We start from the raw sequence: 14,989 nt of genomic DNA on the forward strand, positions 1-14,989 counted from the left end.
CAGTGGCCGGGGTTTTGCTATCTCAAGGACTCTCTCAAAGAGTTCTGCCTAATCAGTGGAACTGATCTTCTTCAGTCGAGCCAGTCAGCGCGGTCACCGAGGATTGGCCGCCCTGGATGACGGTGGTCACCTTGTCGAAGTAACCGGTGCCCACCTCCTGCTGGTGCGCCACGAAGGTGTAGCCCCGCTCGGCGGCGGCGAACTCGGGTTGCTGCACCATCTCGACATAGTGCTTCATCCCTTCGCCACGGGCGTACTGGTAGGCCAGCTCGTACATGTGGAACCACATGTTGTGGATCCCTGCCAGGGTGATGAACTGGTACTTGTAACCCATGTCGGACAGCTCCTGCTGGAAGCGGGCGATGGTGGCATCGTCCAGGTTCTTCTTCCAGTTGAAGCTCGGGGAGCAGTTGTAGGCCAGGATGCGATCCGGGAACTGGGCCTTGATCGCTTCGGCAAACTTGCGCGCCTCGTCCAGATCCGGCTTGGCGGTTTCGCACCACACCATGTCGGCGTAGGGGGCGTAGGCCAGACCGCGGGCGATGGCCTGATCGATGCCGGCACGCACCTTGTAGAAGCCTTCGGCGGTGCGCTCACCAGTCAGGAAGTCCGCATCGTAAGGATCCGCATCCGTGGTCAGCAGGTCTGCCGCGTTGGCGTCGGTACGGGCGATCACCAGGGTGCTGGTGCCGCACACGTCGGCCGCCAGACGAGCCGCGACGAGCTTCTGCACCGCTTCCTGGGTCGGAACCAGCACCTTGCCGCCCATATGGCCGCATTTTTTCACCGAGGCCAGCTGATCTTCGAAGTGCACGCCGGCGGCACCTGCCTCGATCATCCCCTTCATCAGTTCGAAGGCGTTCAGCACGCCGCCGAAGCCGGCTTCCGCATCCGCGACGATGGGCAGGAAGTAGTCGATGAAACCCTCGTCTTGCGGTCCGACCTTGTTGGCCCACTGGATCTGGTCGGCACGGGCGAAGGAGTTGTTGATGCGCTCCACCACCGACGGCACCGAGTTGGCCGGATAGAGGGACTGATCCGGATACATGGTGGAGGAGAGGTTGTTGTCTGCCGCTACCTGCCAGCCGGAGAGGTAAATTGCCTCGATCCCCGCCTTGGCCTGTTGCACCGCCTGGCCGCCGGTCAGGGCGCCGAGACAGTTGACGTAGCCCTTCTTGGCGCCGCCGTGGATCAGCTCCCACAGCTTGTCGGCGCCACGTTGGGCCAGGGTGTGCTGCGGCTGCAGGCTGCCGCGCAGGTTGACCACGTCCTCGGCGCTGTAGCCACGCTTGATCCCTTTCCAGCGGGGGTTCTGTGCCCAGTCTTTCTCGATAGCCTGGATCTGTTGCTCACGGGTCAGTGCCATATCAGTTCCCTCTTTCATTGATTTCACGTTTCCATTGACTTGTTATTGGCGAGCTCCTTGCGGAGCCCGTGATTCAGAGCCGCTCGTAACCGGGCAGCGTCAGAAAATCGATCAGGGTATCGGCGCAGGTGATCTCTTCCATCAGGGCGCTCGCCTCGGCGAAACGACCCGACTGCCAGCGGGCTTCGCCCACCTCGCGTTTGACCACCTCCTGCTCCTCGGCCAGCATCTGGCGGAACAGATCCTTGGTCACCACCTGGCCGTTGGAGAGGCTCTTGCCGTGGCGGATCCATTGCCAGATGGAGGTGCGGGAGATCTCGGCGGTAGCCGCATCTTCCATCAGACCGTAGATAGGCACGCAGCCGTTGCCATTGATCCAGGCCTCCAGGTATTGCAGAGCGACCCGGATGTTGGTGCGCATGCCTGCCTCGGTGCGCTCGCCCTCGCAGGGTGCCAGCAGGTCGGCGGCTGTGATGGGGGCATCCTGCTCGCGCAGCACGCCGATCTGGTTCTTGGCGCCGGCCGGGATGGTGGCGTTGAACACGGCCATGGCGGTGTCGGCCAGGCCCGGGTGGGCCACCCAGGTACCATCGTGGCCGTTGTCGGCTTCACGCTGTTTGTCGGCATGTACCTTGGCGAAGACCTGCTCGTTGACGGCGGCATCCTTGGCCGGAATGAAGGCGGCCATGCCCCCCATCGCCAGCGCGCCGCGCTTGTGACAGGTCTTGATCAGCAGCCGCGAGTAGGCGGAGAGGAACGGCTTGTCCATGGTCACCACCTGGCGGTCCGGCAGGACGCGATCCGGGTGATTCTTCAGGGTCTTGATATAGCTGAAGATGTAGTCCCAGCGGCCGCAGTTGAGGGCCACGATGTGATCCTTCATCTGATAGAGCAGCTCATCCATCTCGAACACCGCTGGCAGGGTTTCGATCAGCACGGTGGCCTTGATGGTGCCGCGGGGCAGGCCGAACTTGTCTTCGGTCCAGGCGAACACCTCGCTCCACCAGCGCCCTTCCAGGTGGCTCTGCAGCTTGGGTACGTAGAAGTAGGGGCCGGATCCCTTGGCCAGCAGCGCCTTGTGGTTGTGCAGGAAGTAGAGGGCGAAGTCGAACAAGCCGCCGGGAATGGGGGCTCCATCAAAGGTGACGTGTTTTTCCGGCAGGTGCAGACCGCGTACCCGGCAGATGAGCACCGCAGGATCGGCATTGAGGGTATAGGATTTCCCCTCCGGGCTCTGGTAGGCAATGGTGCCATTGACCGCATCGCGCAGGTTGATCTGCCCCTCGATCACTTTGTTCCAGGCGGGGGCCAGTGAATCTTCGAAGTCCGCCATGAACACCTTGACGTTGGCGTTGAGGGCGTTGATCACCATCTTGCGCTCGACCGGGCCGGTGATCTCCACACGGCGATCCTGCAGGTCGGCGGGAATGCCGCGCACCGTCCAGTCGCCGGCGCGGATGTGGGCGGTCTCAGGCAGGAAGTCCGGCAGCTCGCCGCCATCGATACGGGCCTGGCGTGCCACACGTTGTTTCAACAATTCGTCCCGTTGGGGAGCAAAGCGTTCCACCAGTTCGGATACCAGGGCCACCGCGTCCGGCGTCAGAATTTGCGCGTAATCGGGATGCATTTCGCCCTGGATGCGCAGACGGGCGCTACAGTGGGTCTGGGCCGGTGCCGACATAGTGTTCACTCCTTTGAGAATTACATTTTGAACTAATTAACTACGACTAAAGTCGATCCCTGTTTTTTCAATCTTCCCGTAACAACGGGGTAACACGATTCATAAGGTGCGAAATATTGCTCTATTCGTCAACAGCTTTTTTAAAACACCTGTTTTGGTCATGATGTTAACTATATGTTTTAAATGAGTTTGTTTGATTAGCGCAAAAACTCTATGCAGATGGTTATGCTCTTGTTTTCCACCCCTTTGCGGCGGCCCCATATCGGGGGGAGAACAGTCGATGGGATGTAACTTATTACGTAATAAAATTACAAATGCAAAAACAAATCCCGACCTCACTCCAAGCTTTCAAAAAACGTCCGTATGAAATGCGTTTGAGCAACCCAGCAAGCGCTTGGTGCCTTCTGGCATTGGCTGGAGAACGGTTGTTTAAAACTTAAGTCGCTCAATGGGACCAAATGGGGTCCGGTGGCAGCCGAGTGAGAAAGTGATGGGCAATAACGTAGGTTTGTATCACCTCAGGGGATGGCGTGTGCAGGTGAGGGGAGGAACGCTGGTAGCAGATATGACTGCCGCTATTTCGTTACGCAGGATATTGTTGTTATTTGTATCAGCGGGCCATCCTGGCCCTCAAAGGAGGTATCAAGGGGAGATGATCCCGAGTGTCACGACCCTGATCTCCCGTGACAGGAAGGGTTGACGCCAGGGTTGACGGTTCAGTAGTCATCGTCCGGCGCCGCCAGATCGACGATGTCGAGCCGTACGACGGGGCCATGCTCGGCCACATACTGGTTGGCTCCGGTTTCGGTGGCCGGCTGGGGCAGGGGAGAGTGTTCGGGTTGTGTTTCAACTGCTTGCGTCATGGGTGCTTGCCTCACTGGATTGCAAGCCGGTTGGTGACTCCATCACCCGGGTTTCCACCTCCCTGTACGAAATGCCGGCGGAAAAGTCGCGTATCCTAGCGATACTCTCGAAAGGTTTCAAGCGGTTCTGAATAAAATCCGTACCGCAACTGACTGGTGACTCTTTGAAGGAGAGGGCGTGACACGAGAGGCTAACGGAGAGCGGCGGGTGAAGATCGGGATGACGGGCAAAAAAATAGCCCAGTCGCTGGACTGGGCTATTTTCGGGGAATGATGGTCGGCGTGAGAGGATTTGAACCTCCGACCCCTGACACCCCATGACAGTGCGCTACCTGGCTGCGCTACACGCCGACAAGGTCAGTCTGTGCTGACGGGGAGGAAGTCTAATGTTCCGCACCTTTGGACGCAACTCCTTTTTTATCATAGAGATGCTGACTGCTTCTTTATTGCTCAGCACAGATGGAACTTGGGGGCGCCAGCGGGATTTGGCATAATCGCCGCCCCGCCGTTGGCATGGATGGCGGGACTCCTGCCATAGAGAGCGGTGGCAAGGGGCCGTGATACCGTCTTTCGCCGACAGCATGATCTGTCGTCATCAACCAGTCAGAGAGGAGCAGGGCGTGAAACCATCGGACGTTGCAGCACAGGCGAGCCAGCACGAGCAGGACGAACGCTGGATGCGCCATGCCATGGCGCTGGCCGCCAGGGCCGAGGGGATCGGCGAGATCCCGGTGGGCGCCGTGCTGGTGCTGGGGGAGGAGATCGTCGCAGAGGGCTGGAACCGTTCCATCAGCGAGCACGATGCCTGCGCCCATGCCGAGGTGATGGCGCTCCGGGCTGCCGGCGAGCGGCTGCAAAATTACCGTCTGCTCGACACCACCCTCTATGTGACCCTGGAGCCCTGCTGCATGTGTGCCGGTGCCCTGATCCACAGCCGGGTCAAGCGGGTGGTCTATGGCGCGCGGGACTTGAAGACCGGGGCAGCCGGCTCAGTGTTCGAGATCCTGCAGGACCCGCGTCACAATCACAGGGTCGAGCTGACCGGCGGCGTGCTGGCAGAGGCCTGCTCGGCCCAGCTGTCGGATTTCTTCAGGCGTCGCCGCGCCGAGAAAAAGGCCGCCAGATTGGCACTGCAACAAACCCCGGCCGCCGACGATTGAGGCGCATCAGCGCAAGCGGTGCGCTCCCGCGGCGCTTGCGCTACATTTTTAACTTTATAAAACAGTTGGTTGTCATCTTCTCCATGGCATCTTTGATGCCGCTTTCTTGCCTGCAAATAAGCCCGGTTCACGGGACCTTCATGTAACAAAACTGTCATGCAACCGCCATATAATGCCGCCAAGCCTAGCTCACATTGAGGTTTTGCATGTCATCGGAATCGTTGCACCTGGTTATGGCGGGGAGCAGAAAGCGCCGTATCAAGGATAAGTTGGCCAAGTACGGGGTGACCACGGGCGGAGCCCTGGTACTGGTCGCCCTGTTGCTTATTTTCTTCTATCTGCTCTATGTGGTGAAACCCATCTTCAATGGCGCCTCCATGGAGCCGACCGCATCGTTTACCCTGCCCATTCAGGGCAAGACCGCCTGGCTCGGAGTGGAGGAGCAGAACGAGATCGGCTATCGCTTCAGCGACCAGGGCCAGGTCAACTTCTTTGCCGTCCAGAATGATGGCAAGGTCAAGGTGGGCCAGTCGCTCGGTCAGGCACAGGTAAAGGGTGACATCACCGCCGTCGCGCCACCGTCGCCGGGCCAGAAGCTGATGGCCTACGGTTTTGCCGACGGCAAGGCCCAGGTGGTGCAGCCCGCTTTCAAGGTCTCCTATCCCAACGACGTGCGGGTCATCGAACCCAGTCTGCAGTACCCCTTCGGCGAAGAGCCGGTCGTGGTGGACCCTGCGGGCAAGGCGCTGTCGCTGATGGTATTTGAAGCCACCAAGGACAAGATGGCCACCGCGGCCGTGACCGCCGATGGTCGCGGCGTCATGATGGTGATGAGCGGTGAGGAGAACTTCCTCTCCGGCGAAGTCGAGTGGAGCGCCCAGAACTACAGCATCCCCTCCCTGCCGCGCCACGTGGATCAGATGTTGCTGACCCCCAACCTGCGCATCCTGTTCGTGCGCGAGGGCAATCGCCTCTCGGTCTACGACATTCACAACCTGAACGACATCTCCCTGCGCAACGTGCTGGAGATCAATGCCCCCGATGCCAACGTGACCCGGGTCGAGCTGCTGTCTGGTGCCTCTTCCCTACTGGTGGGCAACGACAATGGCGTCATCTCCCAGTGGTTCGAAGTGGCCCGGGACGGCAAGCGCCAGTTCACCCAGATCCGCGACTTCAAGGGCGATGGCGCCGTGGCGCAGCTGACCCCCGAACATTTTCGCAAGGGCTTCATCAGTGCCGACAAGAGTGGCACCATCAGCTTCTTCCACGCCACCGGCGAAACCAAGTTGCTGAGTGAGAAGGTGGAGGGCGGTCCGCTGGCGGCGCTGGCCATCTCCCCCCGTCACAACGTGCTGCTGATGCAGCAGGGGGACGCCTTCAAGCTGTTTGCGGTGGAGAACGAGCACCCCGAGGTGACCTGGTCGGCGCTCTGGCAACAGGTGTGGTATGAAGGCTACCCCGAGCCCCAGTACGTGTGGCAGTCCACCTCCGCCAGCAACGACTTCGAGGCCAAGCTGAGCCTGGTGCCGCTGGTGTTCGGCACCCTCAAGGCCTCCTTCTATGCCATGGTGTTTGCAGTGCCGCTCGGCGTCGCCGGCGCCATCTACACCGCCTACTTCATGTCGGCGGGGCTGCGCAAATACGTCAAGCCGACGGTGGAGATCATGGCGGCCCTGCCGACCGTTATCCTCGGCTTCCTGGCGGGTCTGTGGCTCGCTCCCATCATCGAGGGGGCGCTGCCCGGCGTGGTGCTGCTGCTGATCCTGCTGCCGATGGGGATGCTGTTGACCGCCCTGGTGTGGAACTACCTGCCGGAGCGCGGCAAGGCCTGGTTGCCGGAGGGGTGGCACGCCATCCTGCTGATCCCGGTGCTGCTGCTGATTGGCTGGGGCGCTTTCGCGGTGAGCCCGCTCATCGAGAACGCCTTCATGCACGGTGACTCGCGCATCTGGCTGACTCACGACATGGGCATCAAGTTTGACCAGCGCAACTCCCTGGTGGTCGGCATCGCCATGGGCTTTGCGGTCATTCCCACCATCTTCTCCATCGCCGAAGACGCGGTATTCTCGGTTCCCAAGCACCTCACCCAGGGCTCCCTGGCCCTCGGTGCCACACCGTGGCAGACCCTGAGCCGGGTGGTGATCCTCACCGCCAGCCCGGGCATCTTCTCGGCGGTGATGATGGGCCTTGGCCGCGCCGTGGGCGAGACCATGATAGTGCTGATGGCCACCGGCAATACCCCCATCATGGACTTCTCCATGTTCCAGGGGCTGCGCACTCTGGCCGCCAACATCGCGGTGGAGATGCCGGAATCGGAAGTGGGCAGCTCTCACTATCGGGTACTGTTCCTCGCCGCCTTCGTGCTGTTCGTGTTCACCTTCTTGTTCAATACCCTGGCCGAGTTCATCCGTCAGCGGTTGCGTGAAAAATACAGCTCCCTGTGATGGGCTGCTCTGTAAGGATCGAGGAATCGACAATGGGTAAGTGGTTTAAATCGGGGGCCCCCTGGATCTGGATGACCGGCGGCGCCGTCAGCCTGAGTCTGGTAGCGGTACTGGGTCTGCTGCTGCTGATCGGCTGGCGTGGTCTGGTCTACTTCTGGCCCCACCCCATCTATGAGTGGCAATTGGAAGACGCCCAGGGCAACAAGAGCGTGCTGATCGGCGAAATCAACGACCGCGAGCTGGTGCCGGTCGAGCGGCTGCGGGCCGCCGGCCTGCCGCTGGCAGGGGAGGAGCGCGAGCTGCTGACCCGCTATCTGGTCAAGACCGGCAACCGCGAGTTCGTCGACCTGGACTTCCGCTGGGTGCTGGAGACCGACATCAAGTCCCAGAGCCTGCCGGCGGAGCTGGCCATGGTGGAGCGTGCCACCAACGGCAACTTCTACGGCTATATCGTCGCGGTGAAAGAGGATGGCCGCGAGCTCACTTCGGATCTGCATCCCGCCCTGCAGCGGGTGCTGGCGCGGGCCAACGGCCTCTCAAGCCAAGCCGACGATCTGCAAAAAGGGGACATCGGCAGCATCAACTATCAACTGGAGCGGCTGCGCCTCAAAGAGCGCAAGGCCGAGCTGGACGACAAGCTGACCGATCAGCTTAAAGCCGAGCTGGCGAGCGAGCGTCAGGCCCTCAACGATCGTTATCAGGTGCTGGAGAAGGAGCTCTTCTCTCTGCGTGCCCAGGCAGACAGAGACAGCATCACGGTCAAGGACATGCGTGGCGAACTGGTGACCATGCCCATGTCCAAGGTGCTGGACGTGGTGTGGCCCAACGACATGAGCCTGCCGGCCAAGGTGGGTTACTGGTTCCACCAGATCGGCAAGTTTGTCTCCGACGATCCGCGCGAGGCCAACACCGAGGGCGGGGTGTTCCCGGCCATCTTCGGCACCGTCTTCATGGTGTTCCTGATGGCGATCATCGTGACTCCGCTGGGGGTTATCGCAGCGGTCTACCTGCATGAATACGCGGGCAAGAACAGCCTGACCAAGATCATTCGCATCGCGGTGATCAACCTGGCGGGCGTGCCCTCCATCGTGTACGGCGTGTTCGGTCTGGGCTTCTTCGTCTACACCCTCGGTGGTTCGCTGGACCAGCTGTTCTATCCGGAAGCGCTGCCGAGCCCGACCTTCGGCTCCCCCGGCGTCATCTGGTCTGCGCTGACCCTGGCCATCCTGACCCTGCCGGTGGTGATCGTCTCCACCGAAGAGGGGCTGGCCCGGATCCCGAGCACCATCCGCCAGGGGTCCCTCGCGCTGGGGGCTACCCAGGCCGAGACCCTGTGGCGCATCGTGCTGCCCATGGCAAGCCCGGCCATCATGACCGGCCTCATCCTGGCCATCGCCCGCGCGGCCGGTGAAGTGGCGCCGCTGATGCTGGTGGGGGTGGTGAAACTGGCGCCGACCCTGCCGATGGACGGCAACTTCCCGTACCTGCACGTGGAGCGCAAGTTCATGCACCTGGGCTTCCACATCTATGACGTCGGCTTCCAGAGCCCCAACGTCGAGGCGGCGCGTCCCCTGGTCTACGCCACCTCCTTCCTGCTGGTGACGGTGATCGTCGGCCTCAACCTGACGGCCATCGGTATCCGCAACCACTTGCGTGAGAAATTCCGGTCGCTGGAGCATTGATAGGCCAGCCACTACAGAGACGGGCAGGGAACAGGGTTTCCTGCCAGCCAAGCGTTCCGGCCGCGGGCCCTGAAAGTGCCCGCCGCCATCGACAGATTTTGAGGTAACAGATGATCAACGTAACGACCGCAGCGACCCAGCATACCGCGACCGACCTGCTCAACCTGAGCCCGGAGCAGACCGCGCTGGAGGTGAAGGATCTCAACCTGTACTACGGCAACAAGCAGGCGTTGTTCAACGTCAACATGAAGATCCCCAAGGGCCAGGTCACCGCCTTTATCGGCCCCTCCGGCTGCGGCAAGTCCACCCTGCTGCGCTGCATCAACCGGATGAACGACCTGGTGGAGATCTGCCGCATCGAGGGCGAAATTCAGCTGCACGGCCACAACATCTACGACAAGAGCGTCGATGTCTCCGCTCTGCGCCGTCAGGTGGGCATGGTGTTCCAGCGCCCCAACCCCTTCCCCAAGTCCATCTACGAGAACGTGGTCTATGGCCTGCGCCTGCAGGGCATCAACGACAGACGCACCCTGGACGAGGCGGCCGAGCGCTCCCTGCGCGGCGCGGCCCTGTGGGACGAGGTGAAGGATCGCCTGCACGACAACGCCTTCGGCCTCTCCGGTGGTCAGCAGCAGCGTCTGGTGATTGCCCGCGCCATTGCCATCGAGCCGGAAGTGCTGCTGCTCGATGAACCCACCTCGGCGCTCGACCCCATCTCCACCCTCACCATCGAGGAGCTGATCAACGAGCTCAAGAGCCAGTTCACCGTGGTGATCGTGACCCACAACATGCAGCAGGCGGCGCGGGTGTCGGATCAGACCGCCTTCATGTACATGGGCGAGCTCATCGAGTACTCGGACACCAACACCATCTTCACCACCCCGGCCAAGAAGAAGACCGAAGACTACATCACCGGTCGTTACGGCTAAGGGATGCTGGTGATGGAGATGAGCAAGATGAGCATCAACAAACAGATTACCCGTCAGTTCAACGACTAGGGCGTGTTGGTGCAACAAGGGTTATGGGGATGAGCAAGATGAGCATCAACAAACAGATTACCCGTCAGTTCAACGACTAGGGCATACTCGGAGCATCAAGGATTATTGGTATGGACAATATGAACCTCAACAAACACATCTCCGGTCAGTTCAATGCCGAGCTCGAGAGCGTGCGCAACCAGGTGCTGGTGATGGGCGGGCTGGTGGAGCAGCAGCTGACCGACGCCATCGCGGCGATCCACGATCAGGATCTGGACGCGGCGCGCAAGATCGTGGCCAACGACCATAATGTCAACGCCATGGAAGTGGCGATCGACGAGGAGTGCACCCGCATCATCGCCAAGCGCCAGCCTACTGCCTCCGACCTGCGGCTGGTGATGGCCATCATCAAGACCATCACCGACCTTGAGCGCATCGGCGATGTGGCGGACAAGATCGCCCGCATGCTGACCGACAACGCCAACAAGCCGCAGCCGCCGCTGGTGTCGCTGGAGAACATGGGCCGCCGCACCATCAAGATGCTGCACGACGTGCTGGACGCCTTCGCCCGCATGGATCTCGATGCTGCGCTGGCGGTCTACAAGGAAGATGACAAGGTGGACCGGGAGTACGAGTCCATCATTCGCGAGCTGATGACCTACATGATGGAAGATCCCCGCACCATACCGCAGGTGCTAAACGTGCTGTGGGCGGCGCGGGCCATCGAGCGGGTCGGCGATCGCTGCCAGCACATCTGCGAATACATCGTCTACTACGTGAAAGGCAAGGACGTGCGCCACACCAAGGCGGACGACCTGGGCACCCTGCTGGGGAAAGGGTGAGTCTGAAATGAATAAAAAGGCGCTTTGAGCGCCTTGGTGAAATGGTTCAATCGATTGAAATAAAAGGATTTATTTCTAATTTTGTCCGCATGTTGACCACATCGAGAATACTTGGGGCCATTGGCCCCTTTCTTCTATCAAACCGTACCTCTGAGTTTGTGAACGCACACTTCAACGCAGCATAGCCGTGATCATTCTTCCTAGGCATCATCTATACCACCTGTTTATGGGTGATGGCCTCGTTTCCAAAGGCGGCTTGAGAAACCTCAAAAAAGACCTTGAAATCAATAATGGATAGCCCCATATGAGAATTGAGAAATGGTGCTCACGATATAAATCCACAAAGTTACATTATATGGCTTTTCTTTTAGTAAAGAATAAGAAGCACACATCGGATAAAACCCCTCCAGCCGAATACACAAGCTGGTTAGATTTTTGGGAAAAAAAGAAAGGAAAAGCTGCAACTGTATGTGAGAGATTAGGTTGTGAAGAAACCAAAGATCTAGTTGGCGCACATGTCATCAAATCCGGAGACGGTGGCAAAGAATACATTCTTCCTCTTTGTAAAGGCAGCGATTGTAATCACACCTCAAATGAAAATGAATTCAAAGCATGGGATAGCGATTTGATCCCAGTAACTGAGGAAGCATAACATGGCATTTTCTCAACAAACGATAGATGCCGTTTGGGCAAAAGCAACACATTGTGGCACCGAAAATGAAGGAAATGGCTTCAGGAAAGATCAGTGTACCGCTTGGATTAAGAAAAGTTCTTACGGTACGACAGGTACTTATGGGTGGGAAATTGTTCACATCACGCCAGTGTCGTCAGGAGGTTCTGACAATCTTAGCAACCTCAGGCCACTGCATTGGGCTAACAATAGAGCCCGCAGTGATGGCCGCTTGAAAACTGAGAAGCCAGAAGTAAAATCTGTAGATAACGAGAATTACCGCCTAGATAATAATGGTAATTACAAGAAAACGTAATTCTTTAAAAAATGTGTGTGCGGATATTAGTAATATTCTGACACCGGCCTCTAGCCGGTGTCTTTTTATTCTAATTTAGAGCTATATCAAATTCTTTAAGAGGTATCGTCTACCGGTTAGGGTCAGCCAAGTATTAAGAGTGTGCCAACACATGCGGCTAGGAAGATGAAACTCATCAGGGTTGATAGGACAGCTAGCCACTTTAGTCCGTTTGGGCATTTGTAGCGTTTTGAATCGACCATTAGTGCAATACCATACCGGTGGAATCTTGTGAAGCGATTAACGAACCACTGGCTTTCAAACTTTGGGTTATCAGACATAAACTGATCCAGCTTTGGCGTCATGAAAATCATCATGAGCAAAGTGAACGGCAATGTGAAAAATAGCCCTAATAATATTAGGCTGCTGATGGCCCCAATCAGATTGAGTATGTCAGTCATCAAGAACACCTTTCATTTTATACAAAACATCCATCATCTTTTCTGAACCTTTGTCGGCAGCATCGGAAATGATCTCTCCAACCATAGCTCCCATCTCACTGAACTTGTCACCAGCGTAATAGCCGCCGGCCACTGCTCCACCGATGCCAACTACAGCAATAACAGGAGCTGATAGCACAACGCCAAAGGCGATAGCGACACCACTGGCCGCCCCAATAGCGATAGAACCCCCAACTTCAGCTCCCCAGATCCCTCCACCGACGGCCCCACTAAAGCGCCCAATTTCACGCGCAGTAGTTTTTTGGCATTGAGTACCTTCGGTACATGCGTGATGAATCTTGGTTAAGCCTGTCGCCGCGTCCAGCCCGATACTGACATATCCAATCCGGTTTGCGCCTGCAACGAACTTACTCATATGGGCAATTCGTTCTCCAAGTGCTGGGACTTCTCCATGGCGTGAGACAGTTCGCCAGTTATGCAGTACCGATTTTGTGGATAGACCGAGTCGCTTTTTGAGGGGGCTGTAATCCGAGATACTGATTCCAGACACGGCTAGTTTTGACAAGTGTCCATCCAGCTTGCTGAATAGCATTTGTCTTTGCAGGTAAAATTCAGGGGGGAAAGGTTTCCCTTTGCTGCTGCTGACGTGAGCAACATAAAGGGTATTGAGCTCTTTGAGTACATTTTGTACTTGCTCCAACTTCTTGGAAGCTGCAGTGCTTATTGCCCCGAATGTTGCCGATGTAGTGCTTAGGTTATGAGCCGCCACCCAGTCAAAGACGTCAAAATGTTGTTTGAGTGTTGAGGCCTCTTCTGGGGTTAATTTCTGGAGCGCCCCACTTGCTGCTTTCGCTTGTGTCTCAAGCAGGATCAGCCGGTCTTTTTCTGCCAATATTTGAGGGTTGTTGGCCAGAATCACAATCTCACCTGGCAGCACCATGTCTTGCAGGTGCTCGTTATTGCGTTCAAACATCGATTGCTGCTGAAAGTTGGCCTCTGGGCCGTACAACTTCTTGTAGATCGCTTCCTTGCTCTGGTGGAATTCGTTCCAGTAGTACCCCACGTCAAAGATTTCTATCTCCGGGCCTTGGGTTGCCGGCATCAGCTTGCTCAGGGTAGGCTCGGGTTCTGAAGTAGGTTGTGGGTGATAGGGGGCAGAACCAAACCCGCTGGATGGGGTTTGCTTGGCCTCATAGGCTTCCTCGACTGTGCGACGGAACTCGTCAGAGCCGGTGATCTGCAGTTTGCCGTCCACCATTTTCACACAGCTATCGCGATCCCCTGCTCGGCCCACCATGACTCTGCTGCCGTCTCTGGCGCTGCCGCGCTCCGGGCCTTGTATCCTGGTGAACTCGTCGAGATTCAGCTCACAGATGTTTTTGGCCGCCATGAATTCTCCCGATATTTGTCTGCCCTTTTTGTGAGCGGGCAGTCTGCCACAGGTTCGGATGAGAACAAAACTCTAGGAGGCCAATTGCAGGGGATGAGACTGCGCAGGTATGATGCCACGCTGTTCGGTGATGCCCAGTTCATGCGGCGCCATTCCCTGGCCTTGTTTTGGTCACGTCAGCAGTAGAAACCCCAGCCACAGCTGGGGTTTCTTTCTTATCATGGAGAGGCTTGTCCCTGAAATATGGATTCTTAATGCTTTACTCGTGAAATTCTAGGCCCTTACCAGAAATTACTGGGCAAGCCTTGCGCCATAAGGCTTGCCCGTTTATCCCATTGTGATGGCCGCTTCAAAGAATAAGAGTTATCTAATATGTTATAGATATTTTTAGAATGTCATTTATACGAGACAAAACTATATGCTTTATCATTGCCATTGTGAGGCTTGTTTAGGTATTATTGTTTAGCGTATGCTATAAACGCATACACGCATAATATCAGTAGTTTCAATAAACTTAACCACATGGTGTTTTAGAGTGAAAAAACTAGCGCTTGCCACTTTACTCATAATTTCTTCTACTCAATCATACGCAGACTGTCAGTATAGTAAGAAAATCATTCTGCCAACTTGGTTTACAGCGAATACCGCTGAATATGTATACAATGTTGTAAATACATCATCCTCACCGATTCAAGTTAAAATAACCCTGATAAATGCGGATGGTAATGAATACACTGAAGATACTAATCCAGGTCAAAACCTCTTTGCTTCCGGTCACTTCATCGGAAGTCCTGTAAATCCGGATGGTGCAACATTAAATTCTAGAAATCATGGGGAGCTGATCCTGAGAGGTACAACATCAGGTGCTAGTGGGTATGGTGAGCTAACTTGGACATCAGAAAAATGTTTAGAAGCTCCATTGTTAATTAGTATGACCTATGGTTCTCCTAATCACTTTGATTGGTTCCATTTGAATGGTGGAAAACCACTGTAAATAAATGCTGTGTATGTAAATTTAGGTGATGGAGTTGATGGGGCGAACCTTGTCCATACAAAGGCATGTTTCAGCTTTACGTTACTTTAGCTCCATTACCATTTACTTTCCATTCAGCTCATTTGGCTGTATCTAGGAGCCTGAACGTTTCACTCGTGAAATTC

At 56.8% G+C, this 14,989-nt stretch carries 13 protein-coding genes and 1 tRNA gene; 8 read left to right on the forward strand and 6 right to left on the reverse strand.

What is annotated here, in order from left to right; genetic code table 11:
* Positions 1–52 precede the first annotated feature (52 nt).
* From aceA to ACB031_RS08010, 4 genes are all read right to left on the reverse strand, one after another.
* A complete protein-coding gene (gene aceA / locus ACB031_RS07995; RefSeq protein WP_005302742.1) occupies positions 53–1,366 on the reverse strand; it encodes an isocitrate lyase in 1,314 nt (437 codons plus the stop codon).
* A 73-nt stretch (positions 1,367–1,439) separates the two neighbouring features.
* Entirely contained in the window at positions 1,440–3,047 is a 1,608-nt protein-coding gene (gene aceB / locus ACB031_RS08000) for a malate synthase A (RefSeq protein WP_005302741.1), read from the reverse strand.
* Positions 3,048–3,763: 716 nt separating this feature from the next.
* The gene (locus ACB031_RS08005) at positions 3,764–3,910 is read right to left on the reverse strand and encodes a hypothetical protein (protein ID WP_005302740.1); all 147 of its coding nucleotides are present in this window, start codon (positions 3,908–3,910) and stop codon (positions 3,764–3,766) included.
* Positions 3,911–4,184: 274 nt separating this feature from the next.
* Positions 4,185–4,261: transfer RNA gene (locus tag ACB031_RS08010), tRNA-Pro, on the reverse strand.
* Positions 4,262–4,530: 269 nt separating this feature from the next.
* Between ACB031_RS08010 and tadA the strand changes: the two genes are divergently transcribed.
* The 7 genes from tadA (at position 4,531) to ACB031_RS08045 (ending at position 12,001) form a co-directional block, all read left to right on the forward strand.
* On the forward strand, positions 4,531–5,070 hold the full coding sequence (gene tadA / locus ACB031_RS08015) for a tRNA adenosine(34) deaminase TadA (RefSeq protein ID WP_017783968.1): 540 nt from the start codon (positions 4,531–4,533) through the stop codon (positions 5,068–5,070).
* A 206-nt stretch (positions 5,071–5,276) separates the two neighbouring features.
* Positions 5,277–7,514 carry an ABC transporter permease subunit gene (locus ACB031_RS08020; protein ID WP_043169684.1) on the forward strand — a complete coding sequence of 746 codons (2,238 nt, stop codon included), beginning with the start codon at positions 5,277–5,279 and terminating at the stop codon, positions 7,512–7,514.
* Positions 7,515–7,546: 32 nt separating this feature from the next.
* Positions 7,547–9,196: a phosphate ABC transporter permease PstA gene (gene pstA / locus ACB031_RS08025; protein WP_017778548.1), complete on the forward strand. Its 1,650-nt coding sequence runs from the start codon at positions 7,547–7,549 to the stop codon at positions 9,194–9,196.
* Positions 9,197–9,306: 110 nt separating this feature from the next.
* On the forward strand, positions 9,307–10,125 hold the full coding sequence (gene pstB / locus ACB031_RS08030) for a phosphate ABC transporter ATP-binding protein PstB (RefSeq protein ID WP_005302736.1): 819 nt from the start codon (positions 9,307–9,309) through the stop codon (positions 10,123–10,125).
* A gap of 179 nt (positions 10,126–10,304) precedes the next feature.
* Positions 10,305–11,015 carry a phosphate signaling complex protein PhoU gene (gene phoU, locus ACB031_RS08035; protein ID WP_005302735.1) on the forward strand — a complete coding sequence of 237 codons (711 nt, stop codon included), beginning with the start codon at positions 10,305–10,307 and terminating at the stop codon, positions 11,013–11,015.
* A 304-nt stretch (positions 11,016–11,319) separates the two neighbouring features.
* On the forward strand, positions 11,320–11,667 hold the full coding sequence (locus ACB031_RS08040; RefSeq protein ID WP_371139326.1) for a hypothetical protein: 348 nt from the start codon (positions 11,320–11,322) through the stop codon (positions 11,665–11,667).
* 1 nt (position 11,668) lies between these two features.
* Entirely contained in the window at positions 11,669–12,001 is a 333-nt protein-coding gene (locus ACB031_RS08045; protein WP_371139327.1) for an HNH endonuclease signature motif containing protein, read from the forward strand.
* A gap of 122 nt (positions 12,002–12,123) precedes the next feature.
* Here ACB031_RS08045 and ACB031_RS08050 read toward each other — a convergent pair whose 3' ends face one another.
* Together ACB031_RS08050 and ACB031_RS08055 are read right to left on the reverse strand one after the other, a co-directional pair.
* Positions 12,124–12,441 (reverse strand): hypothetical protein, encoded by a 318-nt coding sequence (locus tag ACB031_RS08050; RefSeq protein ID WP_010633481.1) that lies wholly within the window; start codon positions 12,439–12,441, stop codon positions 12,124–12,126.
* Positions 12,434–13,831, reverse strand: a complete 1,398-nt coding sequence (locus ACB031_RS08055) for a hypothetical protein (RefSeq protein WP_371139328.1) — start codon at positions 13,829–13,831, stop codon at positions 12,434–12,436. The genes ACB031_RS08050 and ACB031_RS08055 overlap by 8 nt, the downstream gene beginning before the upstream one ends.
* Before the next feature lie 535 nt (positions 13,832–14,366).
* Here ACB031_RS08055 and ACB031_RS08060 point away from each other — a divergent pair.
* Complete coding sequence (locus tag ACB031_RS08060; RefSeq protein ID WP_371139329.1) at positions 14,367–14,825, forward strand: hypothetical protein; 459 nt, start codon at positions 14,367–14,369, stop codon at positions 14,823–14,825.
* Positions 14,826–14,989: the final 164 nt, after the last annotated feature.

This window comes from Aeromonas sp. S8(2024) (genome assembly GCF_041403085.1).
GTDB lineage: Bacteria > Pseudomonadota > Gammaproteobacteria > Enterobacterales > Aeromonadaceae > Aeromonas > Aeromonas dhakensis.